The sequence below is a fragment of the Pseudomonas sp. MMS21 TM103 genome (assembly GCF_022132145.1).
Taxonomy (GTDB): Bacteria; Pseudomonadota; Gammaproteobacteria; order Pseudomonadales; family Pseudomonadaceae; genus Aquipseudomonas.
In genome coordinates this window covers 620,586-646,228 of sequence record NZ_JAJISP010000001.1, presented here as the reverse complement: position 1 = coordinate 646,228, position 25,643 = coordinate 620,586, and the positions used below count along the sequence as shown (strand labels likewise).

Genomic DNA, 25,643 nt, shown 5'->3' with positions numbered 1-25,643 from the left:
ACATGAAGTTGTCCATGCCCCGTTTTGACCAGGCCGCCGTATTGGTGGTCGGTGATGTCATGCTCGACCGCTACTGGCATGGCGGCACCTCGCGGATTTCGCCGGAGGCGCCGGTGCCGGTGGTCAAGGTCGAGCAGATCGAAGATCGTCCGGGTGGCGCCGCCAACGTGGCGTTGAACATTGCCGCCCTCGGTGCACCGGCGCTGTTGGTGGGCGTGACCGGCAGCGACGAAGCCGCCGACAGTCTGGGCGCCAGCCTGGCCGCCGTGGGGGTGACAACCCGCTTTCAGCGCATCGCCAGCCAGCCAACCATCGTCAAGTTGCGGGTCATGAGCCGGCATCAGCAACTGCTGCGCATGGACTTCGAACAGCCCTTCAATACCGATGCCGCGGCATTGGCGGTCGAGGTCGGGGCATTGCTCGCCGGGGTCAGGGTGCTGGTGCTGTCCGACTACGGTAAAGGCGCGCTGAAGAATCATCAGGTGCTGATCCAGGCGGCGCGGGCCAAGGGCGTTGCGGTGCTGGCCGACCCCAAGGGCAAGGATTTCTCGATTTATCGTGGCGCTAGCCTGATCACGCCAAACCTCAACGAGTTCGAGACCATCGTCGGTCATTGCGTCGATGAGGCCGAACTGGTGGCCAAGGGCGCCCGAATGATGCACGAACTGGAGCTGGGCGCGCTGCTGATTACCCGTGGCGAGCACGGCATGACCCTGCTGCGTCCCGAGCATGCGGCGCTGCACTTGCCGGCCCGCGCCCGTGAAGTCTTCGATGTCACCGGCGCCGGCGATACGGTGATCTCGACCCTGGCGGCGTCCCTGGCTGCTGGCGAGGAATTGCCCCAGGCCGTGGCGTTGGCCAACCTGGCCGCCGGCATCGTGGTCGGCAAGCTGGGTACCGCTGCCATCAGTGCGCCGGAGCTGCGCCGGGCGATCCAGCGCGAGGCCGGTTCCGAGCGCGGCGTGCTGAGTTCGGATCAGCTGTTGCTGGCCATCGAGGACGCCCGCGCCCATGGCGAGAAGATCGTCTTCACCAACGGTTGTTTCGACATTCTGCACGCCGGCCATGTGGCTTACCTGGAGCAGGCCCGCGGCCAGGGTGACCGCCTGGTGCTGGCAGTCAACGACGACGCCTCGGTCAGTCGTCTGAAAGGCCCCGGTCGACCGATCAACTCGGTGGATCGGCGCATGGCCGTGCTCGCCGGCCTCGGCGCGGTGGATTGGGTGGTGAGTTTCAGCGAAGACACCCCGGAGAACCTGCTGCGCGAGGTCAAGCCGGACGTGCTGGTCAAGGGCGGCGACTACGGCATCGATCAGGTGGTCGGTGCCGACATCGTCAGCGCCTACGGTGGCGAAGTCCGCGTGCTGGGACTGGTGGAAAACAGCTCGACCACCGCCATCGTCGAGAAAATCCGCAGCACCTGAATCCGGGCGAGTGTCTGCCGCTCAGCCCAGCTGGGCGGCATTCAGCTTGGCTGGCGCTGCCGCCTTCGGCGCTCGTGGCTTTGCCGGTGCGGCGCTGAGGCTTTGCTGGCTCAGCCAGTCCCTCCAGCGTATGCGTTCGTCACGTACCAGCCAGCCATCCTGCGGCGCGAAGCTCTCGGCCAGCCACAGGCCACGGGTGCTGGCGGCTTTCAACACGCCTTTTCTGAGCGTCAGCAGTTCGGCGGTCGGCCGGCCTTGTTGCAGCGGTATCAGGTACAGGTCCGGCCGCGTGCGGTCGAGGCGGGCGACCAGCTTGCCGTCCTCCAGGCGTTCGTCGACGTGGAACAGGCTGAGCTGCCTGGCCTCCTTGGGCAGCTCCAGGCGTAGGTCATAGACCAGTTGCAACGAAGCCGTGGGCAGGTGCACGTAGGCGCGCGGCCGTTCCAGCAGGGTCAGGTTGGCGCATTGCACCGGGCGTGCCGCGCCGGACAGTGGGCTGAGTTGAAAGTGCAGGGTCTCGCGGTAGCGCAAGGCACCCTGATAGGGCGAGGGCAGCCAGGTTTCGCCGAAGCGGCCACTCAGCCAGCCTTCCGGGGTTTCCAGTAGGCACTCTTCGGCGACCTCTTGAATGGCAGTGAGCAGCGGCAGATTGAGTTCGTGGGCGGGCACGTAGCCGGAGATCAGCTTGAGTACCACGTCGCCCCGATCCAGACGCCGTTGGCGCACCAGTATCCAATAGTCCCGGCCTTGCCAGCTCAGGGTCAGGCGTACCGAAACGCCCAGGTTGGCCAGCTCAACGGCGAAACGCTGGCTGTCGCCCACCTCGATCGCGCGGCGTCGTTCAAGCATCTCGCTGAAGTTCAGGGGGCGGCCCAGGCTGCGGTAGGCGAGGCCGTCCGCGCTGGCCTCGACGAACAAGGGCAGGGTCTTGAAGGCGCCAGGGTCTTGGCGGCTAAGCGTGCGCGACATCTCGACTCCTCTGGAATTCGGGGCGGGCAAGCTCATCAGGCCGATAGGGCGAGGCCTCGATCGAGCTGCAGGGCGTGGTCGCAGGGGTGGTTTTTTGCGGTTCAAGCGGAGCGCCGCCCGGCCGCTCCTGCACTTACGCGCAGTGCGTCATGGGCGTCAAGCGATATCCTGAATGACCGCCGCCGCAGTCGCGACATTATGGGTCAGGTGTTGCGCATTGATGGTGCCGACGATCGCGCAGCTCACCGCCGGGTGGGCGAAAATCAGCTCGAAGCTGGCCCGTACCGGATCTTCCCCCGGGGCCAGGCAGGCATGCCCGCTGGCCAGGGCTTTCTTGATCAGAATGCCTTTGCCGTGTTGCTCAGCGTAGTCCAGTACCGGCAGTTCGCCCTGTTCATTGAGGTTGTAGGTGACCATCGCACAGTCGCCTTGCTCGAGTGCCAGCAGACCGCCCTCGACGGTTTTGCCGGACAGGCCGAAGCCGCGAATCTTGCCTTCGCGCTTGAGCTCGGCGAGGGTCTCGTAGACCCCGCTGTCATGCAGGATGGCGAGATCATTACCGTCGGAGTGCACCAGCAGCAGATCGATGAAGTCGGTTTCCAGGCGCTTGAGGCTGCGCTCCACCGAGAAGCGCGTATGGGCCGGGGAGAAGTCGAAACTGGAATGGCCGTTGACGAATTCTTCGCCGACCTTGCTGACGATGACCCACTGTTGGCGCTGGCCGCGCAGCAGCGGGCCGAGGCGACTTTCGCTGTTGCCGTAGGCCGGGGCGGTGTCGATCAGGTTGATCCCCAGGTCATGGGCCTGGGCGAGCAGCTCAAGTACCGTCGCGTCGTCCGGAATGGTGAAGCCGTTGGGGTACTTCACGCCCTGGTCGCGGCCAATCTTCACTGTGCCGAGGCCCAATGGCGAGACCAGCAGCTCGGTCGAACCGAGCGGGCGGTGGAGGTTGTGCAGGGTATGCAAGGCGTGCATTAGAACAATTCCTCCCAGGCTGGGCGCGCTACGGCCGGCCGCGGCAGGGCCGGGAGCGGCGCATGGGTGGCGGGCTGGATGCCGTCACGGTCGAGAGCCGCCAGTACGCGGTCAGCGAAGTCCGGGGCTAATGCCAGTTTAGTCGGCCAGCCGACCAGGAGCGGCCCTTGCTCTGCCAGAAAGGCGTTGTCCGGGCGCACCAGGCCGGCCTGCGCCGGCTCGGCGCGGTCGACGCGCAGCGTTGCCCAGCGCGCGCTGGAGAGATCGACCCAGGGCAGCAGGGCGCCGATTTCCTGCTGCGCGGCGCGGATCTGCGCGGCCGCGTCACGGGTCACGCCTTCCGCTTCGGCAATGTCGCCGCCAAGGTACCAGACCCATTCGCCATCGGCTGCCGGATGAGTGGTGACGGTGACCCGCGGCTTCGGTCCGCCGCCGAGGCAGTGGGCATACAGCGGTTTCAGGGTCGGCCCCTTGACCAGCACCATATGCAGCGGCCGCAGTTGCTGCACCGGCTGAGCGAGGCCCAGGGCGGCGAGCAGCTCGGCGTTGCCGCGGCCGGCGCTAAGCACGATGCGCTGCGCGCGGATTTCACGACCGTCGACGACCAGGCCGACCAGCTGACCCTGCTCGTGCAGTGGCGCGATGGACTCGGCGGCCAGTAGACCGTCCGCGGCCAGTTCGGTCAGGCGCGCGATCAGGCTGGGCACGTCGAGCACCAGTTCGGCCAGGCGGTAGACCTTGCCCTTGAATTTCGGATGTTGCAGGGCGGGCGGTAGTTGCTCGCCCTTGACCTGGTCGACGCGGCCACGCACCGCCTTGCTGGCGAAGAAGCTGGTGATATTGCCGGCCAGACTGCCGGGCGACCACAGGTAATGGGCATCGGACAGCAGGCGCACGCCGCTCAGGTCCAGCTCGCCGCTACCAGCCAGCGCTTCGCGCCAGCGACGCGGCATGTCGGCGATGGCTTCGGAGGCGCCGGTGAGGGCGCCGTGCAGGGCATACTTGGCGCCGCCGTGGATGATGCCTTGCGATTTGACGCTCTGCCCGCCGCCCAGGGTGGCGTTTTCCACCAGCAGGGTGGCAAAGCCCTGGCGGCGCAGGCGCGCATTCAGCCAGAGGCCGGCGATACCACCGCCGACGATCAGAATGTCAGTGCTCAGAGCCTGGGACATGCGAGGGCCTCATTGGAGATCAGGCCCGCAGTATAACGGCAACTGCTAGTGTCGGGCTTCCAGGCACGAGCGCCAGCTCAATGGCCGACGCTGTGCGAGAACAATTGAATCACCACCACGCCGCAGACGATCAGGCCCATGCCGAGCATGGCCGGCAGGTCGAGGCGCTGCTGGTAGAGGTATACCGCGGCAATGCTCACCAGCACGATGCCCAGGCCCGCCCAGACGGCGTAGGCAACGCCGACCGGAATGGTTTTGACCACCAGGCTGAGCATCCAGAAGGAAATGGCGTAGCCGACCACCACCAGCAGCAGGGGGAGCGGTTTGTTGAAGCCGTCCAGTGCCTTCATCGAGGTGGTCGCGATGACTTCGGCGGTGATGGCGATAGCGAGATAAAGATAGCCGCTCATGGTGGGCCTCCTGTTTGATCTGTCGGCCATTCTAGTTGTTCAGCTGATGGGGTAAAGTGATTACCTATCTGCTATGGAGATTGGTTGTGCAGTGGAGCCTTGAACAAATCCGCCTGTTCGTCAGCGTGGCCGAGGGCCAGTCGTTTTCTGCCGTGGCCCGGCAGATGAATCGCGCGCAGTCGGCGGTGAGCAATGCGATTGCCATGTTGGAAGCCGATCTCGGGGTACTGCTGTTCAAGCGCAGCAGTGGCCGCCAGCCACACCTGACGGCCGCCGGTGCGTCGCTACTGGAAGAAGCACGCGAGGTGCTGCGCCAGTGCGAACGTTTGCAAGGCCGGGCGCTGGGGCTGGTGCGCGGTGAGGAAGTGCGCCTGCGTCTGGCCCAGGACGAGGCCATGCCCTATCAGCCGGTGCTCGACAGCCTCGAGGCCCTGGCCCAGGCCTTCCCGCTGCTGGAGGTGCAACTGGCCAGCGGCGCCCAGGGCGATGTCGCGCGCAAGCTGCTGGAGCGCCGCGCCGACCTCGGGCTGCTGTTTCACCACGAGCAGATGCCTGAAGCCCTGGAGCGCCAGCGATTGGGCACTATCGAGATGGTCACCGTGTGCGGTGCCGGGCATGCGCTGGCGGGGGCGGGGCATGTCGATCGGCGCGAGTTGGCGCGCCATCGGCAATTGCTGATGGCGCCGCAGGACAGCCTCTATCCGGGCGGCGAGCAGATCAGCCCCTCGGTCTGGCGCACCGACAGCTTCTACGCCATGGCCGAGTTGTTGATGCGCAACCTCGGCTGGGCCTGGTTGCCGCGCCATGTGGTGCAGTACCCGACCTACCAGGGCCAATTGGTTGAATTGCGCAGCGACTGGACCCCGCCGCCGCTGGTGGTGGAGTTGGTCTGCCGGCGCGATGAGGCCCTGGGGCCGGCGGCACTCTGGCTGGCCGACTGTTTTGCCGAGCGCCTGCAAGCCATCGGCTGATTGCTCGCGGCCGCTCTGCTAAGCTGCGCGCCCATGAACAGACACCTCTACACCCTGCTGCTGCATCTCGGTCTGCCCCTGGTCGCCGGGCGCCTGGCCTGGCGCGCGTGGCGCGCACCGGCATATGCCAAGCGGATTGGCGAACGCTTCTCCCTTGGCTTGCCGCCCCTGCAAACCGGTGGCATCTGGCTGCATGCCGTGTCGGTGGGCGAGAGCATTGCCGCCGCGCCGCTGATTCGTGAACTGCTGGCGCGCTACCCGCAGCTGCCGATCACCATCACCTGCATGACACCGACCGGCTCCGAACGGATTCAGGCCATGTTCGCCGGGCCCGACTATGCCGGGCGCGTGCAGCACTGCTACCTGCCCTATGACTTGCCGTGGGCCGCGGCACGGTTTCTCGACCGCGCGCAGCCGCGACTGGCGGTGGTCATGGAGACCGAGTTGTGGCCCAACCACATCCATCAATGTGCCCGCCGCGGCATACCCGTGGTCCTGGCCAATGCGCGGTTGTCCGAACGTTCGGCGCGTGGTTATGCACGCTTTGCCAAGCTGACCGCGCCGATGCTGGCCGAGTTGAGCCTGATTGCGGTGCAGACCAGCGCCGAGGCCGAGCGCTTTCGCCGCCTGGGTGCGCGACCCGAGTGCGTCGAGGTGACCGGCTCGATCAAGTTCGACCTGAGGATCGACCCCGCGTTGCTGATGCGCGCCGCCACGTTGCGCGAGCAGTGGGGCGCCGTGCAGCGGCCGGTGTGGATCGCCGCCAGCACCCACGCCGGTGAGGATGAAATCGTCCTGGCGGCGCACCGCGTGCTACTCGAACGGTGGCCCGCGGCTCTGTTGATCCTGGTGCCGCGGCACCCGGAACGCTTCGACTCGGTCTTCGAGTTGTGCCAGCGCCAAGGCTTCGGCACGCGCCGGCGCTCCAGTGGCGAGGCGGTGGCGGCGGGCGATCAGGTGTTGCTCGGCGACACCATGGGCGAGTTGCTGTTTCTCTATGCCCTGGCCGATCTGGCTTTCGTCGGTGGCAGCCTGGTGGGCAATGGCGGGCACAACCTACTGGAGCCGGCGGCGCTGGGCAAGCCGGTACTCAGCGGCCCGCACCTGTTCAATTTTCTCGAGATCGCCGCGCAGTTGCGTGAAGCCGGCGCGCTGCTCGAAGTGGCGGATGCCGAGGGCCTGGCGCACCGGGTCGATCAGCTGTGGCGCGAGCCTGCCCTGGCGCAGAACATGCGCCAGGCGGGCCAGGCGGTCATGCAGGCCAACCAGGGCGCGTTGGCTCGCTTGCTGGCGGGGCTGGCGGGCCTGCTGCCGCGTTCATGAAAGACGAGGTGCGCGCGGCGCACCCTACGCGATGGAATGCGACTATCGGGTAGGGTGCGCCGTGCGCACCACGAGTCTCCACGCAGTACCCACAAAAAAGCCCGACTCGCGTCGGGCTTCTTCGTTGCGCAGGACGGTTCAATCCGAGCGACTCAAACGTGAGCCGCTCAATCTGGGCGGCTTAATAATCCAGATTGCCGCGCAACTGCGCTTCGGCGGCCTTGGCCAGGTCGGGTGGCAGGAAGTCCTTGTCTGGGTCGTAGTCCGACTTGAGGTATTGCTCGAGGGCTTCCAGGTCGGCCGGGCTCAGGGTGCCGGCGGCCTGCTTGAGGCGCAGGTTGTTGAGAATGTAGTCATAGCGCGCATCGTTATAGGTACGTACCGAGCTGTACAGTTGGCGCTGGGCATCAAGCACGTCGACGATGTTGCGGGTGCCGACCTGATAGCCGATTTCCGTGGCCTCCAGGGCGCTCTGGTTGGAGATGATCGACTGCTTGCGCGCCTGCACGGTTTCCACGTCGGTGTTTACCGCGCGGTGCAGGTTGCGGGTGCTTTGCACCACCTGACGGCGCAGGCTTTCGCGCAACTGCTCGCTTTGGGTCAGGCGCTGGTAGGACTCGCGCACCTGGGAGCTGGTCAGACCGCCGCTATAGAGCGGGATATTCAATTGCAGGCCGATCGAGCGCTGTTCGGCATCGCTGCTGAAACGCGGCTGCCCGGGTGTTCCCGAATTGGTGAAGCCAAGGCTGTCGTTATCGCCTCTCTGGTAGCTGGCCACCGCGTCCAGGGTCGGCGCATGTCCGGCCTTGCGCTGGCGCAGGGTTTCCTCGGCGGCGCTCACCGCATAATTGCTGGCTTGCAGGTTGAGATTTTGCGCGGCGGCGGTATCGACCCAGGCCTTGGCGTCGTTCGGTGTCGGCGCCAGGATCGGCAAGCTGTGTTCGATTCCTTCGAGCGCTACATATTCGCGGTTGGTCAGGGTGATCAGTGCCTGGAAGGCATCCTCGACCTGGCGCTGGGCGATGATCCGGTTGGCCCGTGCCGTATCGAAGCCGGCCTGTGCCTCAAGCACGTCGGTCTTGTCCGACAGGCCGACGTCGAAACGTTCGTTGGCCTGATCGAGTTGGCGCTTGAAGGCGGCTTCTTCGGCCTTGGTCGAGGCCAGGGTGTCCTGGGCGCGCAGCACCGCGAAGTAGGTTTCCGCACTCTGCAGGATCAGATTCTGTTCGATCGCGGACAGTTCCAGCGCGGCCTGCTCGCTACTGTCTTCGGCGGCCTGCAGTTGGAACCAGCGGTCTGCGCGGAACAGCGGCTGGCTGAGGTTGGCCTGGTACACCGTGCCGCTGCGGGAAATAGATTGCGATCCGTTCGATGTATCCACATCGGTCCGGGTGTCGCTCAGGTTGGCACCGGCGGAGAGGTTCGGCAGCAAGCCGGAACGAGCCTGCGGCACCACTTCGCGGCGCGCCTGGTAGTCGGCGCGGGCGGCCGCCAGGTCGGCGTTGTTGTTGGCGGCTTCCTGATAGACCGTGACGAGGTCCGTTTTGGTGGAGAGCGGGGCCTGTTCAGCCCAGGCCATGCCGACGGAAGCAGCAGCCACAGCAAGAGTCAGGGAGAGTCTGCGCAACATGAGGAGATCCTGATTTTGGCGGTAATCGGCAAGGCTAAGGGGCACTGCCAAGGGGGTCAAGGCATGCTTAATGTGGCTGAGTGTAGTTTGCAACAAGCTATGTTGCCTGTGCGCAACAATCTGCTTGGCTGGGAGGCTGTCGTCACTATCCGACGCGCGGGTCAGGCTTTTTTGACTCCCCGGTTGGTTTTATTGCGGTGTCTTGATTAGACTGGCCAGGTTCTTGTCGGGGTGCCCCATTTGCGGGGCTGAGATTGGCAGCTGCCGGATCCCGTTGAACCTGATCAGGTTAAGGCCTGCGTAGGGAACAAGATGGCCTCGCCTGCCCCTCGGCGAGTGCTCTCGGCACCACTAGCGGTGCACTCCGTACGCTCATCCGCCCCAGGTTCGCTCCGACATTTCGTCCCAGGAGAGCACCAGCCGATGAGCACACAAGAAAAAAATCTCAACACCAGCAATCTGAGCGATTCCGCCCAGGTCGACCAGCAGTCGATCCAGCCGTTTCCGCGCTCGCAGAAGATCTACGTGCAAGGCTCGCGTGCGGACATCCGCGTACCGATGCGCGAGATCAGTCTCGACATCACCCCGACCGAGTTCGGTGGCGAGATCAATGCGCCGGTGCTGGTCTATGACACCTCCGGCCCTTACACCGACCCGAACGTGACCATCGATGTGCGTCAGGGCCTGGGCGACGTGCGCTCGGCCTGGATTGACGACCGTGGTGATACCGAGCTGCTCGACGGCCTGTCCTCGCACTTCGGCCAGGAACGCCTGGTCAACCCCGAGCTGACCAAGATGCGCTTCGCCCATGTGCGCAACCCGCGCCGGGCCAAGGCCGGCAAGAACGTCAGCCAGATGCACTACGCGCGCCAGGGCATCATCACCCCGGAGATGGAATACGTCGCCATCCGCGAGAACCTCAAGCTGCAGGAGGCCCGCGCCGCCGGCCTGCTCGATCAGCAGCACGCCGGCCACAGCTTCGGTGCCAGTGTGCCCAAGCAAATCACCGCCGAGTTCGTCCGCGAGGAAATCGCCCGCGGTCGCGCCATCATCCCCGCCAACATCAACCACACCGAGCTGGAGCCGATGATCATCGGCCGCAACTTCCTGGTGAAGATCAACGGCAACATCGGCAACTCGGCGCTGGGTTCCTCGATCGAGGAAGAAGTGGCCAAGCTGACCTGGGGCATCCGCTGGGGTTCGGACACGGTGATGGACCTGTCCACCGGCAAGCACATCCACGAAACCCGCGAGTGGATCATCCGCAACTCGCCGGTGCCGATCGGCACCGTGCCGATCTACCAGGCGCTGGAGAAGGTCAACGGCGTGGCCGAGGACCTGACCTGGGAGCTGTTCCGCGACACCCTGATCGAACAGGCCGAGCAGGGCGTGGACTACTTCACCATCCACGCCGGCGTGCTGCTGCGCTATGTGCCGCTGACCGCCAAGCGGGTTACCGGTATCGTCAGCCGTGGCGGCTCGATCATGGCCAAGTGGTGTCTGGCGCATCATCAGGAGAACTTCCTCTACACCCACTTCGAAGACATCTGCGAGATCATGAAGGCCTACGACGTCAGCTTCTCGCTGGGCGATGGCCTGCGTCCGGGTTCGATTGCCGACGCCAACGACGCGGCGCAGTTCGGCGAGCTGGAAACCCTCGGCGAGCTGACCAAGATCGCCTGGAAGCATGACGTGCAGACCATGATCGAAGGCCCCGGGCATGTGCCGATGCAACTGATCAAGGAGAACATGGACAAGCAGCTGGAGTGCTGCGACGAGGCGCCGTTCTACACCCTCGGCCCGCTGACCACCGACATCGCCCCGGGCTACGACCACATCACCAGCGGCATCGGTGCCGCGATGATCGGCTGGTTCGGCTGCGCCATGCTCTGCTACGTCACGCCCAAGGAGCACCTGGGCCTGCCGAACAAGGATGACGTCAAGACCGGGATCATCACCTACAAGATCGCCGCCCACGCCGCCGACCTGGCCAAGGGTCATCCGGGTGCGCAGATCCGCGACAACGCCCTGTCCAAGGCGCGCTTCGAGTTCCGCTGGGAAGACCAGTTCAACCTCGGCCTGGACCCGGACACCGCGCGCAGCTACCACGACGAAACCCTGCCCAAGGACTCGGCCAAGGTCGCGCATTTCTGTTCCATGTGCGGGCCGAAGTTCTGCTCGATGAAGATCACCCAGGAAGTGCGCGACTACGCCAAGCTCAATGGTCTGACCGATGAGCAGAAGGCCATCGAGGCCGGCTTCAAGGAGCAGTCCGGGCGCTTCAAGGACGAAGGCTCGGTGATCTACAAGCAGGTCTGACAGCGTTGCCCGACGCCAGGAGCAAGCATGCTCCTGGCGTTCCCTATTCAGTTCTTTGAGACCTTCCCCATAGTGAACCCCCCAACTAGTTACTCACCGCATGTGCCGGTCTCGGCCGCTCAGCGGGTGTTTGGCGCGCGCGACATGTTTTCCCTGTGGTTTTCCCTAGGGATCGGCCTGATGGTGCTGCAACTTGGCGCCCTGCTGGCGCCGGGCCTGGGCCTGGGCGGCGCGTTGCTGGCGATCGCCTGTGGCACCGCCGTCGGCGTGCTGTTGTTGGGTGCGGTCGCGGTAATCGGCAGCGATACCGGGCTGTCGTCCATGGCGGCGCTGAAGCTCAGCCTGGGCAGCAAGGGGGCGGTGGTGCCGGCCTTGCTCAACCTGTTGCAACTGGTCGGTTGGGGCGCATTCGAGATCATCGTCATGCGCGATGCCGCCAGCGTGTTGGCGGTGCGGGCCTTCGGCGAGGGCAGCCTGTGGAACAGTCCGGGCCTGTGGACCCTGTTGTTTGGCGCGCTGGCGACGCTGCTGGCGGTAGCCGGCCCGCTGACCTTCGTGCGCCGGATCCTGCGCAAATGGGGGATCTGGTTGCTGCTCGGTGCCTGCCTCTGGTTGACCTGGAACCTGTTCGACAAGGCCGATCTCGCGGCGTTGTGGGCGCGCCGCGGCGATGGTTCGATGCCGTTCGCCCTGGGCTTCGACATTGCGATCGCCATGCCGCTGTCCTGGCTGCCGCTGATCGCCGACTACTCGCGCTTCGGCAAGGCGGCTGGCCGGGTGTTTGGCGGCACTGCGCTGGGCTTCTTCGTCGGCAACTTCTGGCTGATGAGTCTGGGCGTGGCCTACACCCTGGCCTTTGCCGACAACGGTGAAGTCAACGCCTTGCTGTTGGCCCTGGCGGGCGCCGGCTTGGGCATTCCGTTGCTGCTGATCCTGCTCGACGAGTCAGAGAACGCCTTTGCCGACATCCATTCGGCGGCGGTCTCCGTCGGCATTCTGCTGCCGTTCAGGGTCGAGCTGCTGGCGTTGGCGATTGGTGCGCTGTGCACCCTGATCGCCTGGTTCGCGCCGCTGGCCGAGTACCAGAACTTCCTGTTGCTGATTGGCTCGGTGTTCGCCCCGCTGTTCGGTGTGGTGCTGGTCGATCACTTCATCCTGCGCCGTCGCCGGGCCGAGCTGGCGCCGCGCGTGGCGCTGCGCTGGGATACGCTGCTGGCCTGGGCTTGCGGTGCGACCATCTATCATGTGCTGGCGAATTTCTGGCCCGATATCGGCGCGACCCTGCCGGCGTTGTTACTGGCCGGTGGGCTGCAGTTGGTCTTCGGGGCCTTCAGTCGCCGGCAGGAAAGTATTGCGGTTTGAGGATTCCCTGGAGCTGGCTGTAGGGAATCGTCAGCTGCGGATGCCCGCTGGAGTAGGGCGCAATGCTGTAGACGTTGTATTTCAGCAGCACTGCGGCCTGGCCGAGGGCAACGTTCTCGGTGGGCTCGAACGGCCAGTTGCGGCTGTACTCGGGGTCCTGGTCCAGTTGGTTGGCGGCCAGCCAACGCTGGTGGGCCTGGCTGGCAAGGCTCCAGAACGCGGCTGTCTGGCCGGGCAGTAGCATGTCCTGCAGGCTCAGGGCCTTTTGCAGCCTGCGATCGTAGTTGATGAAGCCGCGCCCAGGCATGCCGTGCGCCCCGCCCGTGGACAGGTAGCTGGAAAATTCGATGACCACCAGTTGGTCATGTTGTTCGCGCACCTTGGCTTGCAGGTAGGTGTTCCAGCCGCGCTTGGCGCTATGCAGGAAGTCCTTTTCGTAGGACTGCAGCGAAGCGGGCAGGGGCGCGTCCGGCGAATCGGTGGTCATTTGCAGCAGGCGTTGTTCGATCAATGCGCTGAGTGGCGGTTCGTCGGGAAAAATCAGGGTGTCGATGTTGACTAGCGGGCAGGTATCGCCTTGGCAGTCGGGCTGGATACGCTCCCAGGCGACACGCTGCACCGGCAATGGGCTATCGCCTGGCAGCAGGCTCTGGCAGGCGCTTAGCAGGAGGCCAAGACTGATGGTGACGAGTTTTTTACGTGCAAACATTGAGTTCTGCGCCAGACGGAGAGAGGGTAGGGTCGCGGAGTTGGACTGCCGGTTGTCCCAGTGGTTCGCCAGGGTAACCCGTTGCGGCAGCGCTGCATGATCCCAGTCAGCGCCTAATCTGCAAAGAGGCTGCGCAAGGCTGGATGCAGGGGTAGGATGCGCGAAAGCCCAGATTATCGGATTGAGTGAGACGTGGATGACCGACACCTTCAAACCCGGCCCGGATGCGGTGCAAATTATCGAGCGAGAAGCCTGTTTCCGTGGGTTCTATAGCCTCGATCGCCTGCGTCTGCGCCATGTGCAGTTTTCTGGCGAAATGGGTCCGGTCCTCAGTCGCGAGCTGTTTATCCGCCACGATGCCGTATGCGTGTTGCCCTATGACCCGCAGCGCGATGAAGTGGTGCTGATCGAACAGTTCCGCGTCGGCGCCATGGGCAAATCCGCCAGCCCCTGGCTGCTGGAGTTGGTCGCGGGGCTGATCGATACTGATGAACAGCCGGAAGAAGTGGCGCTGCGTGAGGCGGTGGAGGAAGCCAACCTGGCCCTGACCTCGCTGTGGCCGATTAGCGAATACTTTCCTTCGCCCGGTGGTTCGAACGAGCGTGTCTACCTCTACCTCGGGCGGTGCAATAGCCTGGGGGCCGGGGGCGTGCATGGTCTGGCTGATGAGGGGGAGGACATTCGGGTGCATGTCCTGCCGCTGGAGGATGCCCTGGACGCGGTCAAGGATGGGCGAATCAACAATGCGGCGAGCATCATCGCCTTGCAGTGGCTGGCGCTGAACCGCGCCGAGGTTAGGGGGTTATGGTCGTGAACCTGCTGCGTGAGCGCTACCGGGTCGATTTGGTCGAGTTGCAGGCGAGCTGTGAAGCCAACTACGCACGCTTGATGCGCCTGCTGCCGGACATGCGCGTGGCGTCATGTGCGCGGCGGGTTGCCCTGAGTCAGGGCGAGCACCTGCTTGGCGTGCTGACCCTGGAAGTGCTGGAAACCTGCCCCTATACCTCGACCGTGCGGGTCCGCCAGGAGCACAGCCTGCCCTGGTTGCCGGTGCCGCAACTGGAAGTGCGGGTGTACCACGATGCGCGCATGGCCGAGGTGATCGGCGCCCAGAACGCCCGGCGTTTTCGCAGCATCTACCCCTATCCGAATGCCGCCATGCATCAGCCGGATGAAAAGTCCCAGCTCAACCTGTTTCTCGGTGAGTGGCTGAGTCATTGCCTGGCCTGTGGCCATGAGCTGGAGCCGGTGTTTTAGTTAACTCAAACGATCACGCTATAAGCGTCACGGCGTAGCCTGAGCACGTCACCCGACTGCTTGCAGCTGCTTTTATGTGATCCATGCCCATTTCGCGGGTTTACCGCTGCCCGGACTAGCCACCATAATCCACGTATTCCGCTCAAGGAGACGGCCTTGCCGAGCGAGCTCAATACCGCTGCTGATTCCTCGGTCCTGCTGGTGCAGCTGTCCGACAGTCATCTATTTGCCGAAGCGGCCGGCAAACTGTTGGGCCTGGATACCCAGGACAGCCTGCAGCAAGTGATCGAGCGGGTACTGCAAGAGCAGCCGCAGGTCGACCTGATGCTCGCCAGCGGCGATCTGTCGCAAGACGGTAGCCTGGCGTCCTACCAGCGCTTTCGGCAGATGACCGCCGCGCTTGCGGCGCCGGCCCGCTGGTTTCCCGGTAATCATGACGACGTCCCGGCCATGCAGGTGGCCTGCGCCGGTAGCGATCTGCTGGAGCCGGTGATCGACCTGGGCAATTGGCGCATCATCTTGCTCGACTCGTCGATTCCCGGCGCGGTGCCGGGCTATCTGGGCGAGCAACAGCTGGCCCTGCTGGAGCGTGCGCTGAGCGAAGCGCCGGAGCGGCATCACCTGATTTGTCTGCACCATCATCCGGTGTCCATCGGCTGTCGCTGGATGGAACCCATCGGCCTGCGCAACCCCAGGGCGCTATTCGCCGTGCTGGAGCGCTTCAACCAGGTGCGTGCAGTGCTTTGGGGGCACATTCATCAGGAGTTCGATCAAGTGCACAAAGGTCTGCGCCTGCTGGCGTCGCCGTCCACCTGCGTGCAGTTCGCCCCGGGCAGTGAGGAATTTCAGGTCGACACCACGGCGCCCGGTTACCGCTGGCTGCGTCTGCATGCCGACGGTCGGCTGGATACCGGCGTGTCGCGGGTGACCGGGATCGATTTCGAGGTGGATTACACGGTGAAAGGTTATTAGCCGCTGCAGTCTCCCCGTAAGTGCTGGCGCAGCATGCGTACATACTTGCCGCTTGCAGCCTGATGCTTGGCACTAGTAGCCTCCCGCTCCATGACCGCATCTATTCTCTATATACATGGCCTCAACAGCTCGCCTGCTTCGCTCAAGGCCGGCCAGCTGTCGCGCGCCATGACGCGCCTTGGTTTGGCCGAGCAACTGCGGGTGCCGGCGCTGGAGCATCATCCGCGCCGGGCGATTGCCCAGCTCGAGACACTGATCGCCGAGCTCGGCCGGCCTGTGCTGGTCGGCAGCTCCCTGGGCGGCTACTATGCGACCCACTTGGCCGAGCGCCATGGCTTGCGCGCATTGTTGATCAATCCGGCAGTGCGTCCGCATCTGCGTTTCGATGGCTACCTGGGTCCGCAGCACAACTATTACAGCGGTGAAACCTGGGAGCTGACGGCCGATCATGTGGTGGCCCTGGCCGAACTGGACGTGCCGCCGCCGCAAGACCCCGCGCGTTACCAGGTGTGGCTGCAGACTGCCGATGAAACCCTCGATTACCGGGATGCCCAAGCCTATTACCGCGCCTGCGCCCTGCGCATCCAGGCCGGTGGCGATCATGGCTTTCAGGGGTTTGCCGCGCGCTTGCCCGCGCTCTTTGCCTTCGCTGGCATTGCGCCCAACCTGTGGCGCGATACCGACTTTTCCGACCTTTAATCACGACCAGAGACCCCATGGCCAGTTACAACGCAGACGCCATCGAAGTCCTTTCCGGCCTGGATCCGGTGCGCAAGCGCCCGGGCATGTACACCGACACCAGCCGGCCCAACCACCTGGCCCAGGAAGTCATCGACAACAGCGTCGACGAAGCCTTGGCCGGTCACGCCAGCACGATCCAGGTGATCCTCCATGAGGACAATTCCCTGGAAGTCGTCGATGACGGTCGCGGTATGCCCGTGGATATTCATCCCGAGGAGGGGGTCTCGGGGGTCGAGCTGATCCTCACCAAACTGCACGCCGGCGGCAAGTTCTCCAACAAGAACTACCAGTTCTCCGGCGGTTTGCACGGCGTCGGCATTTCCGTGGTCAACGCCCTGTCGACCCGCGTCGAAGTGCGGGTCAAGCGTGATGGCAACGAATACCGCATGACCTTTGCCGATGGCTTCAAGGCCAGCGATCTGGCGGTGATCGGCACGGTCGGTAAGCGCAACACCGGAACCAGCGTGCATTTCTGGGCGGACACCAAGTATTTCGACTCACCCAAGTATTCGGTCAGCCGCCTCAAGCATGTGCTCAAGGCCAAGGCCGTGCTCTGTCCGGGGCTGCACGTCAGCTTCGAGGACAAGGCCAGTGGCGAGCGGGTCGAGTGGCTGTACGAGGAGGGGCTGCGCTCCTACCTGGTGGATGCGGTCAGCGAGTTCGAGCGCCTGCCGCTCGAGCCATTCTGCGGCAGCCTCAGCGGCAATAAAGAGGCGGTGGACTGGGCGCTGCTGTGGCTGCCGGAAGGCGGCGATACGGTGCAGGAAAGCTACGTCAACCTGATCCCCACGGCCCAGGGCGGTACCCATGTCAACGGCCTGCGTCAGGGCCTGCTGGACGCCATGCGCGAGTTCTGCGAGTTCCGCAGCCTGCTGCCGCGCGGCGTCAAGCTGGCACCGGAAGACATCTGGGAGCGTATCGCCTTCGTCCTCTCGACCAAGATGCAGGATGCGCAGTTCTCCGGTCAGACCAAGGAACGCCTGTCCTCACGGGAGGCCGCGGCCTTCGTCTCCGGGGTGGTCAAGGACGCCTTCAGCCTGTGGCTCAATGCCCACCCGGAGCTTGGTCAGCAGCTCGCCGAACTGGCGATCAGCAACGCCAACCGCCGCCTCAAGGCCGGCAAGAAGGTCGAGCGCAAGCGCATCACCCAGGGCCCGGCGCTGCCCGGCAAGCTGGCTGACTGCGCCGGCCAGGACCCGATGCGCTCCGAGCTGTTCCTGGTCGAGGGCGATTCCGCTGGCGGCAGCGCCAAGCAGGCGCGCGACAAGGAGTTCCAGGCGATCCTGCCGTTGCGCGGCAAGATCCTCAATACCTGGGAAGTGGATGTCGGCGAAGTGCTGGCCTCCCAGGAAGTGCACAACATCGCCGTGGCCATCGGCATCGATCCGGGCTCCAACGACCTGACTCAGCTGCGCTACGGCAAGATCTGCATCCTCGCCGACGCCGACTCCGACGGGCTGCACATCGCCACCCTGCTGTGCGCGCTGTTCGTCCAGCATTTTCGGCCGCTGGTGGATGCCGGACACATCTACGTGGCCATGCCGCCGCTGTACCGCATCGACCTGGGCAAGGAGATCTTCTATGCCCTGGACGACGCCGAGCGCGACGGCATCCTCGACCGTCTGGTCGCCGAGAAGCGCCGCGGCAAACCACAGGTCACCCGCTTCAAGGGCCTGGGCGAGATGAACCCGCCGCAGCTGCGCGAAACCACCATGGATCCCAATACCCGGCGCCTGGTGCAGCTGACCCTGGCGGATTTCCCGGGCACCCAGGAACTCATGGACATGCTGCTGGCGAAGAAGCGTGCCGGCGACCGCAAGTCCTGGCTGGAGTCGAAGGGTAACCTGGCCGAGGTGCTGCTTTGATGCGGCGACTGGCGGCCGCCCTGTTGCTGGTCGCCGCTCCGGTATGGGCCGAGACCCAGGCCCTGGAGGAGCTGACGCTAGTCAGCGAGCACCCGATCGATGGCATCGCCGCCGGCAACCTGTCGGGGCTGGCCTGGTGCGGCGAGGCGCTCTGGGCCGTTTCCGATCGCGAGGATGACCGGCTGTATCGTCTGGCTGGCGGCGACGCCGTCTGGCAGGCCGAGGCCGAACGCTTTGTCGCCCCGCCTCCGCCCTCGACCCCGCTACCCTGGGGTCTGCGCATGCGCACCTTGGTTGTCGGTCTGCTGCGTGGCGGTAACCTGGATTTTGAAGGCTTGTCCTGCGACGCCGTCGGCAATCGCTACCTGGTCAGCGAGGCGCGCGCCGCCGTGTTGCAGATTCCTCCCGCGGGGGCGCCACAGTGGCTGGCGCTGCCCGAGGGCATGGTGCGCCAGGCGCGTGCCAGCAGCATGCTCTGGCACTTCAATGCGCTGCTCGAGGGGGTGGCGATCGATTCCGCCGGCGAGCGCCTGTGGTTAGCGGCCGAACGCGATCGCCGTGGCCTGCTGGTGCTGCACAAGCGCGGTTCGAACTGGCACTGCACCAGTGGTTGCGTGCTGATGAGCGAAGGCGGTAGTGAGCCAGCACCTGCGCAGTTGGGCGGTGAGCTGCAATCCCGGGACTTTTCCGCCGTGGTGTTGCACAAGGAGAAACTCTTCACCCTCGAGCGTCAGGCCCATCGCATCTGTCGGCGCAATCTGAACGATGGCGGAGTCGAGCGCTGCTGGTCGTTCGCCGCCGAAGCCTTGACCGATGCGCGGCGTTATCCGCCGCCCTATGGCTTGGCCGAGGCGCTGTGGATCGACGAGCAGGGGGCCTGGATCGGCAGCGACAATGGCCGGGACACCCGGGCCGATGGCGAGCAGCGCCCGGTCGTCTGGCGCTTCGCCGCACCCAAGGGCGGCTGGGGTCGTCGGTGAGCACGCAAGCGGCGGGACGGCGAGTTGGACGGGTGATGCTGGTGCTGGCCTGGGGCGCCGCGCTGCTGCTGGCCACGCACTTCTTCGGCAAATGGGAGGAGCGGCGCAACAATCCCAACCAGGCGCCGCAGTCGGTGCATGGCGATGGCTATATCGAGGTGCGCCTGCTGAGCAGCCGCGGTGGTCATTACCTGCTGGATGGCCAGATCAACGGCAGCCGGGTGACCCTGCTGCTCGATACCGGCGCCACCGCCGTCGCGGTGCCAGCGGCCCTGGCCGAGCGCCTCGGTCTGGAGCGTGGTGCGCCGGTGCGGATCCGTACTGCCAATGGCACCGTCACCGGCTACCGGACCCGGTTGGCCAGCCTGCAGCTCGGCGAGATCCAGTTGCGTGACGTTGCCGCCCTGGTCACCCCGGGCCTGGACGGCGACGAGGTACTGCTGGGCATGAGTGCCCTGAAACAACTCGATTTTACCCAGCGCGACGGCATCCTGGTGCTGCGCCAGACAACTTCGCTTCACTAAATTTTCCTACCATGAGGCACGCATGAGCGAACCCCTCGATTTGAGCCTGGACGGTGTTGAACGCCGCTCCCTTGCCGACTTCACCGAGCAGGCTTATCTCAATTATTCGATGTACGTGATCATGGATCGCGCCCTGCCGCATATCGGCGACGGCCTCAAGCCGGTGCAGCGGCGGATCATCTACGCCATGAGCGAACTGGGCCTGGACGCCGACTCCAAGCACAAGAAGTCGGCGCGTACCGTCGGCGACGTACTCGGCAAGTTCCACCCGCACGGCGACTCGGCCTGCTACGAAGCTATGGTGCTGATGGCCCAGCCGTTCAGCTACCGCTACACCCTGGTTGACGGCCAGGGCAACTGGGGGGCGCCGGACGATCCCAAGTCGTTCGCCGCCATGCGTTACACCGAGGCGCGCCTGTCGCGCTATTCGGAAGTGCTGCTGACCGAACTGGGCCAGGGCACCGTGGATTGGGTGCCGAACTTTGACGGCACCCTCAACGAGCCGGCGACCCTGCCGGCGCGCCTGCCCAACATCCTGTTGAATGGCACCACCGGTATCGCCGTGGGCATGGCCACCGACGTGCCGCCGCATAACCTGCGCGAAGTGGCCACGGCCTGCATCCGCCTGCTTGATCAGCCGGACGCCACGGTCGAGCAGCTCTGCGAACATGTGCTCGGTCCGGATTACCCGACCGAGGCGGAAATCATCACCCCGCGTGCGGATTTGCTGAAGATCTACGAAACCGGCAAGGGCTCGGTGCGCATGCGCGCCGTCTATCGCGTCGAGGATGGCGATATCGTGGTTACCGCGCTGCCGCATCAGGTGTCCGGGGCCAAGGTGCTGGAGCAGATCGCCGGGCAGATGCAGGCGAAGAAGCTGCCGATGGTCGCCGATCTGCGCGACGAGTCGGACCACGAGCACCCGTGCCGCATCGTGATCATTCCGCGTTCCAATCGGGTCGATGCCGATGAGCTGATGCAGCACCTGTTCGCCACCACCGAGCTGGAATCGAGCTACCGGGTCAACACCAATGTCATCGGCCTGGATGGCAAGCCGCAGGTGAAGAACCTGCGCCAGTTGCTGCGCGAATGGTTGGAATACCGGGTGGGCACGGTGCGCCGGCGCCTGCAGTTCCGTCTGGACAAGGTCGAGCACCGCCTACACCTGCTGGAAGGCCGCTTGATCGCCTTCCTCAACCTGGATGAAGTGATTCATATCATTCGCACCGAGGATCAGCCCAAGCCGGTGCTGATGGAGCGCTTCGGTCTGACCGATGTGCAGGCCGAATACATCCTGGAAACCCGCCTGCGCCAGCTGGCGCGGCTGGAAGAGATGCAGATTCGCGGCGAGCAGGATGCCCTGGCCAAGGAGCGCGCCAAGTTGCTGGCCCTGCTCGGAAGCGAAGCCAAGCTGAAGAAGCTGGTGCGCGATGAAATCATCAAGGACGCCGAGACCTACGGCGACGACCGTCGTTCGCCGATCGTCGCCCGCGCCGAAGCCAAGGCGTTGTCGGAAACCGAGCTGATGCCGACCGAGCCGGTCACCGTGGTGATCTCGGAGAAAGGCTGGGTGCGTTGCGGCAAAGGCCATGACATCGATGCCACGGGCCTGTCATACAAGGCTGGCGACGGCTTCAAGACCGCCGCGCCGGGCCGCTCGAACCAGTTCGCGGTGTTTATCGATTCGACCGGCAGGAGTTATTCGCTGGCGGCGCATACGTTGCCGTCGGCGCGCGGCCAGGGCGAGCCGCTGACCGGGCGACTGACGCCGCCACCGGGGGCGACCTTCGAGTGTGTGTTGCTGCCGGACGACAGCGCCCTCTATGTGGTCGCCTCGGATGCCGGCTACGGCTTCGTGGTCAAGGGCGAGGACCTGCAAGCCAAGAACAAGGCCGGCAAGGCGCTGCTCAGTCTGCCGGCAGGCGCCAAGGTGCTGGCGCCCAAGCCGTTGCTCAGTCGCGAACAGGACTGGCTGGCCGCCGTGACCACCGAGGGCCGGCTGCTGCTGTTCCCGGTACGTGACTTGCCGCAACTGGGCAAGGGCAAGGGCAACAAGATCATCGGCATCCCCGGCGAGCGGGTCGCCAGTCGCGAGGAATACCTCACTGACCTGGCGGTATTGCCGAGCGGCGCGACCTTGGTGTTGCAGGCTGGCAAGCGTACCTTGTCCCTCAAGGCAGATGACCTGGAGCACTACAAGGGTGAGCGGGGCCGCCGTGGCAACAAGCTGCCGCGTGGCTTCCAGCGGGTCGATGCGCTGCTGGTTGAACAGCAGGGTTAACTGACGGAGGACTGGATGGAAGGGGGCGCACAGGGCGCAGGCTTGCGATGGACGGTAGCGGATGACCAGCCGGCGCGCCTGTGCGTGGACGGTGCCTGGCTGCTGCAGGCGCCCAAGCCCGACCTTGAGGCCATCTGGTACAGCCAGCGGCAACTGCCCGCGCAGGTTCATGTAGATGTCGCCGTGGCCGCCTGGGACAGCAGTCTGCTGGCGCTGCTGCGCCGCCTGCAGCGCCTGGCCGTGGCGCGGGAGGTGGAGCTGCTCTGGCGGGGCCTGCCGGACGGTGTCGAGCAGCTGTTACAGATGGCCGCCAGGCCGTCGACCCAGGCCCTGGAGGAGCCCGCTCCCGCTTATGGTCCGGTGACCCGCCTGGGGCTGCTGTTGCTCGGGGTGCTGGCCAGTGTCGGTCAGGCGAGTCGCTTCCTCGGTGAGGTGGTGCTGGCCCTTGGGCGTCAGCTGCGCGGTCGCGGACGCATGCGCCGCGGTGATTTCTGGCTGGCCCTGCAGCAGTGCGGGCCGGGCGCGCTGCCGATAGTGGCGCTGATTGCGATGCTGGTCGGCCTGATCCTGGCCTTTGTCGGCGCTGCCCAACTGCAGGCCTTCGGTGCCCAGTTGTACATCGCCAATATGGTGGCCATCGGCATGACCCGCGAGATGGGCGCGTTGATGACCGCGGTGATCATGGCCGGGCGCACCGGTGCGGCCTACGCGGCGGAGCTGGGCAGCATGCAGGCCAACGAGGAGATCGACGCCCTGAAGACCTTCGGGTTCCCGCCGCTGGAATTCCTGGTTCTACCGCGTGTGCTGGCGCTGTTGCTGAGCATGCCCCTGCTGTGCGTGTTCGCCGATGCGCTCGGCATTCTCGGCGGTTTCGTCATCGGCTCCGGTCTGTTCGATATTTCCGCACAGCTCTACCTCAAGCAGAGTCTGGAGCTGCTCAGCCTCAGCGATTTCCTGGTGGGGATCGGCAAGAGCGTGGTGTTCGCCATACTGATCGGCCTGATCGGCTGTCACTACGGCCTGGCGTGCGGGCGCAATGCGCAAGCGGTTGGGCAGGCGACTACCCGGGCGGTGGTCAGCATCATCGTCGCGCTGGTGGTCAGTGATGCGCTGATTACCCTGATTTGCACCCGGCTGGGGGTATGAGATGAGCGATGCGCTACTGGTCGCCGAGGATCTGAGTGCCGGATACGGCAGCCTGGTGATCCAGCGCGACCTGAATTTCGCCATCCGTCGTGGCGAAGTGTTCGTCATCATGGGCGCCAGCGGTTGCGGCAAAAGCACCCTGTTGCGTCACCTGATCGGCCTGCAGGCGCCACTGGCCGGGCGGGTGCTGTTCGATGGCGAGGATTTCTGGGCGGGCGACGAGGACAGGCGCGCCGCCTTGCAGCAGCACTTCGGCGTGCTTTACCAGAATGGCGCCTTGTGGGGTTCAATGACCCTGCGGGAAAATATCTGCCTGCCGCTGGCCGCCTACCGCCAGCATCTGCAGCCGGCCGAACTGGCCGAGCTGGCGGCGTTGAAGCTGGCATTGGTCGGGCTGGCCGGCTGCGATGAGCTGTATCCGTCGCAACTGTCCGGGGGCATGCGCAAGCGTGCTGCGCTGGCCCGGGCGCTGGCACTCGATCCGCAGGTGTTGTTCTTTGATGAGCCGTCGGCCGGCCTCGATCCGGTCAGTTCGCAATCCCTCGACGCATTGATCCTGCAGTTGCGCGATAGCCTGGGTTCCAGCATCGTGCTGGTGACCCATGAGCTGCCGAGCATCCAGGCGGTGGCCGACCGTTGTCTGTTCCTCGATAATCAGAGCCACACCCAGATTGCCCTGGGCACCCTGCAGGAATTGCTGGCCGATGGGCCGGAGCAGGTTCAGTGCTTTCTACGTCGGAGTGACCCGGCTCACAGCATGGAGACGGCATGAGCGAAGCGCGCAAACCCTTTATGATTGGCGCCTTTCTGCTCGGCGGCCTGGCCCTGCTGGCCGCAGGTCTGCTGCTGCTGTCGCGCGACAGCTGGTTCAGTCAACCCAACGAATACGCGGTGTATTTTACCGGTGCGCTGGACGGCCTGGATGTCGGTGCCGATGTCACCTACCGCGGGGTCAAGGTCGGCACGGTGCGTGAGATCCGCCTGTCCTACGACCCTGAGCTCAAGGATGTGTTGATGCCAGTGGTGCTACGCATCAATACGCCGGAGCGGCAGCAGACCAGCGCCCGTGGTTTCGATCAGGTCATCGGTCAACTGGTTGAGCGTGGTCTGCGTGCCCAGTTGCAGACGCCCAGTCTGCTGACCGGCAAGGCGATAGTCGCGCTGGACATGTTTCCAGATCAGGCCGGCTATGTGCGCACACCGCACGAGCTGGATCTGCCGACCATCCCCAGCGTGCCCTCGCGGATCGATGAGATTGCCGATGTGCTGCGCGAGTTGGCCGGCAACCTGCGCGAATTGCCGTTGCAGGAGATGGTTGTCTCGGCCACGCGGGCCCTGCAATCCCTGGAGAAACTGACCAGCTCCGCGGAATTGCAGCAGGGCCTGGTGAGCATGAGTCAGATGCTGGTGAAGCTCGATCGTCTGAGTGGTCGCCTGGAGCAGCAACTGCCGCCGATTATGGCGAATGTTCAGCAGAGCAGCGTTGCCCTGCGTGACGCAGTGGGCGAAATCCGTCGCGCGGCGCAGAATGCCGCGCAGGCTTTACAGCAGATCAATGACCTGGCGGCTGACAGTCGCCGCAGTCTCGGCCCTGAATCCGAGGTACAGTACGAGGCATTGCGCGCCCTGCAGGAGCTCAGCCGGGCTGGAAAAGCCCTGCAGCGCACCATGGAAGGGCTCGATCAGCAGCCCCAATCGCTCATATTTGGCAAATCAAGGTAATGTTTTCATGAGATTGTTGCGTTTCTCGCCGCCGATGTTGCTTCTCGCGGCTTTGACCCTGTCAGGCTGTGCTGCACTGCAAGCGCCGACGCAGTTCTATCGGCTCGAGCAGGGCAATCCAGCGCTGCCGCAGAACGATAAAGGGCCGGCGCTACTGCTCGGCCCGCTCAAGCTGGCGGATTATCTGCAGCGCGAGAATCTGGTGCAGCGCGAGCTCGATGACAGCCTCACGCTCAGTCAGAAGATCCGCTGGGCCGGTAGTCTGCAGGACGATGTCGGCCAATTGCTGCTGCGCCAACTGGCCGGACAGCTCAATACCAGCCGTGTTGCGCTGTATCCGGATCGCGTCGGTTTCTCCAGTCAGGTACAGGTTGTGCTGAGCATCAGCCGGCTGGACTCGGGCGTGCAGCAGCCTGCGGTACTTGAAGCGCAGTGGCGCTTGCTCGATGCCGCCGGGGTGCAGCGTAGCAGTCGGGTTGTGCGCCTGCAGGCGAAGCACACGGGTACGGTGATCGATCAGGTGCATGCGCAGAGTACCCTGCTGCAGCAGCTGGCTGGGGAGCTGGCGAGTGCGATCAAGTCCATGCCGGTCGCCGAGGCAGTTGCCCCGCGCAAGCCGGTGGTCACTGCGCCGGTGAAGCGCCCGGAGAAAAAACCACTGACCCCGCTGCTCGAGCCTACCAAGCAGGTGGAAGTCTTTCGTTTCTAAGCCTGCGCCGCCGGTCGGGAGCTGTGACGAGACTCGACCGGTTTCTGCGCGCAGGTTGTAAGGCCATCGAGCGCCGGCGCGAGGCCGCCTCCATGCGTTCGCTGAAAGCCTAAGCACCGTCTTGCGCAGCGTGGCGCTCCAAGCAGGACGCAGGGCGATCCGTGAGCGAAGCGACAGCCCAC

At 64.9% G+C, this 25,643-nt stretch carries 23 protein-coding genes and 1 riboswitch; of the genes, 17 read left to right on the top strand and 6 right to left on the bottom strand.

Annotated elements, in window-relative coordinates:
* Nucleotides 1-2: 2 nt before the first annotated feature.
* A complete protein-coding gene (hldE, locus tag LJY18_RS02975; RefSeq protein WP_238040302.1) occupies nt 3-1,424 on the top strand; it encodes a bifunctional D-glycero-beta-D-manno-heptose-7-phosphate kinase/D-glycero-beta-D-manno-heptose 1-phosphate adenylyltransferase HldE in 1,422 nt (473 codons plus the stop codon).
* Nucleotides 1,425-1,445: 21 nt separating this feature from the next.
* Here the strand turns inward: hldE and LJY18_RS02970 are convergent, their stop codons facing one another.
* The 4 genes from LJY18_RS02970 to LJY18_RS02955 all read right to left on the bottom strand — a co-directional run bounded on the left by LJY18_RS02970 (nt 1,446) and on the right by LJY18_RS02955 (nt 4,950).
* Nucleotides 1,446-2,393, bottom strand: coding sequence for a metal ABC transporter ATPase (locus LJY18_RS02970; RefSeq protein WP_238040301.1), 948 nt, complete (start codon nt 2,391-2,393; stop codon nt 1,446-1,448).
* A 156-nt stretch (nt 2,394-2,549) separates the two neighbouring features.
* Nucleotides 2,550-3,368: an aldo/keto reductase gene (locus tag LJY18_RS02965; protein WP_238040300.1), complete on the bottom strand. Its 819-nt coding sequence runs from the start codon at nt 3,366-3,368 to the stop codon at nt 2,550-2,552.
* Nucleotides 3,368-4,540 carry an FAD-dependent oxidoreductase gene (locus tag LJY18_RS02960; RefSeq protein WP_238040299.1) on the bottom strand — a complete coding sequence of 391 codons (1,173 nt, stop codon included), beginning with the start codon at nt 4,538-4,540 and terminating at the stop codon, nt 3,368-3,370. Before LJY18_RS02960 ends, LJY18_RS02965 begins: the two co-directional genes overlap by 1 nt.
* 77 nt (nt 4,541-4,617) lie before the next feature.
* Nucleotides 4,618-4,950 (bottom strand): DMT family transporter, encoded by a 333-nt coding sequence (locus tag LJY18_RS02955; RefSeq protein ID WP_238040298.1) that lies wholly within the window; start codon nt 4,948-4,950, stop codon nt 4,618-4,620.
* 86 nt (nt 4,951-5,036) lie between these two features.
* On the opposite strand from LJY18_RS02955, the gene LJY18_RS02950 reads away from it, so the two are divergent.
* The gene (locus LJY18_RS02950) at nt 5,037-5,921 is read left to right on the top strand and encodes a LysR family transcriptional regulator (protein ID WP_238040297.1); all 885 of its coding nucleotides are present in this window, start codon (nt 5,037-5,039) and stop codon (nt 5,919-5,921) included.
* 33 nt (nt 5,922-5,954) lie between these two features.
* Nucleotides 5,955-7,244: a lipid IV(A) 3-deoxy-D-manno-octulosonic acid transferase gene (gene waaA / locus LJY18_RS02945; RefSeq protein ID WP_238040296.1), complete on the top strand. Its 1,290-nt coding sequence runs from the start codon at nt 5,955-5,957 to the stop codon at nt 7,242-7,244.
* A gap of 181 nt (nt 7,245-7,425) precedes the next feature.
* Here the strand turns inward: waaA and LJY18_RS02940 are convergent, their stop codons facing one another.
* Nucleotides 7,426-8,874 (bottom strand): TolC family outer membrane protein, encoded by a 1,449-nt coding sequence (locus tag LJY18_RS02940; protein WP_238040295.1) that lies wholly within the window; start codon nt 8,872-8,874, stop codon nt 7,426-7,428.
* Nucleotides 8,875-9,091: 217 nt separating this feature from the next.
* Nucleotides 9,092-9,198, top strand: a riboswitch (TPP riboswitch).
* Nucleotides 9,199-9,297: 99 nt separating this feature from the next.
* Here LJY18_RS02940 and thiC point away from each other — a divergent pair.
* Complete coding sequence (thiC, locus tag LJY18_RS02935; RefSeq protein WP_238040294.1) at nt 9,298-11,193, top strand: phosphomethylpyrimidine synthase ThiC; 1,896 nt, start codon at nt 9,298-9,300, stop codon at nt 11,191-11,193.
* Nucleotides 11,194-11,220: 27 nt separating this feature from the next.
* Nucleotides 11,221-12,555 carry a putative hydroxymethylpyrimidine transporter CytX gene (cytX, locus tag LJY18_RS02930; RefSeq protein WP_269137660.1) on the top strand — a complete coding sequence of 445 codons (1,335 nt, stop codon included), beginning with the start codon at nt 11,221-11,223 and terminating at the stop codon, nt 12,553-12,555.
* Here cytX and LJY18_RS02925 read toward each other — a convergent pair.
* A complete protein-coding gene (locus LJY18_RS02925; RefSeq protein ID WP_238040293.1) occupies nt 12,524-13,264 on the bottom strand; it encodes an RsiV family protein in 741 nt (246 codons plus the stop codon). The two genes, cytX and LJY18_RS02925, sit on opposite strands and share 32 nt — an antisense overlap.
* Before the next feature lie 196 nt (nt 13,265-13,460).
* Between LJY18_RS02925 and LJY18_RS02920 the strand changes: the two genes are divergently transcribed.
* From LJY18_RS02920 to LJY18_RS02865, 12 genes are all read left to right on the top strand, one after another.
* Nucleotides 13,461-14,078 carry an NUDIX domain-containing protein gene (locus tag LJY18_RS02920; protein WP_238040292.1) on the top strand — a complete coding sequence of 206 codons (618 nt, stop codon included), beginning with the start codon at nt 13,461-13,463 and terminating at the stop codon, nt 14,076-14,078.
* Nucleotides 14,069-14,521, top strand: a complete 453-nt coding sequence (locus tag LJY18_RS02915) for a DUF1249 domain-containing protein (RefSeq protein ID WP_238040291.1) — start codon at nt 14,069-14,071, stop codon at nt 14,519-14,521. The genes LJY18_RS02920 and LJY18_RS02915 overlap by 10 nt, the downstream gene beginning before the upstream one ends.
* 156 nt (nt 14,522-14,677) lie before the next feature.
* Nucleotides 14,678-15,493 carry a 3',5'-cyclic-AMP phosphodiesterase gene (gene cpdA / locus LJY18_RS02910; RefSeq protein ID WP_238040290.1) on the top strand — a complete coding sequence of 272 codons (816 nt, stop codon included), beginning with the start codon at nt 14,678-14,680 and terminating at the stop codon, nt 15,491-15,493.
* A 90-nt stretch (nt 15,494-15,583) separates the two neighbouring features.
* On the top strand, nt 15,584-16,192 hold the full coding sequence (locus LJY18_RS02905) for a YqiA/YcfP family alpha/beta fold hydrolase (protein WP_238040289.1): 609 nt from the start codon (nt 15,584-15,586) through the stop codon (nt 16,190-16,192).
* A gap of 17 nt (nt 16,193-16,209) precedes the next feature.
* Nucleotides 16,210-18,099, top strand: a complete 1,890-nt coding sequence (gene parE, locus LJY18_RS02900) for a DNA topoisomerase IV subunit B (protein WP_238040288.1) — start codon at nt 16,210-16,212, stop codon at nt 18,097-18,099.
* Nucleotides 18,099-19,079, top strand: coding sequence for an esterase-like activity of phytase family protein (locus LJY18_RS02895; protein WP_238040287.1), 981 nt, complete (start codon nt 18,099-18,101; stop codon nt 19,077-19,079). The genes parE and LJY18_RS02895 overlap by 1 nt, the downstream gene beginning before the upstream one ends.
* A 35-nt stretch (nt 19,080-19,114) precedes the next feature.
* Nucleotides 19,115-19,603 (top strand): TIGR02281 family clan AA aspartic protease, encoded by a 489-nt coding sequence (locus LJY18_RS02890; protein WP_269137699.1) that lies wholly within the window; start codon nt 19,115-19,117, stop codon nt 19,601-19,603.
* A gap of 22 nt (nt 19,604-19,625) precedes the next feature.
* Nucleotides 19,626-21,884, top strand: coding sequence for a DNA topoisomerase IV subunit A (gene parC, locus LJY18_RS02885; protein WP_238040284.1), 2,259 nt, complete (start codon nt 19,626-19,628; stop codon nt 21,882-21,884).
* 15 nt (nt 21,885-21,899) lie between these two features.
* The gene (locus LJY18_RS02880; RefSeq protein ID WP_238040281.1) at nt 21,900-23,030 is read left to right on the top strand and encodes an MlaE family ABC transporter permease; all 1,131 of its coding nucleotides are present in this window, start codon (nt 21,900-21,902) and stop codon (nt 23,028-23,030) included.
* Nucleotide 23,031: 1 nt separating this feature from the next.
* Nucleotides 23,032-23,802: an ABC transporter ATP-binding protein gene (locus tag LJY18_RS02875; protein WP_238040278.1), complete on the top strand. Its 771-nt coding sequence runs from the start codon at nt 23,032-23,034 to the stop codon at nt 23,800-23,802.
* Entirely contained in the window at nt 23,799-24,752 is a 954-nt protein-coding gene (locus LJY18_RS02870; RefSeq protein ID WP_238040275.1) for an MlaD family protein, read from the top strand. Before LJY18_RS02875 ends, LJY18_RS02870 begins: the two co-directional genes overlap by 4 nt.
* A gap of 7 nt (nt 24,753-24,759) precedes the next feature.
* Complete coding sequence (locus LJY18_RS02865) at nt 24,760-25,461, top strand: PqiC family protein (RefSeq protein ID WP_238040270.1); 702 nt, start codon at nt 24,760-24,762, stop codon at nt 25,459-25,461.
* Nucleotides 25,462-25,643 lie beyond the last annotated feature (182 nt).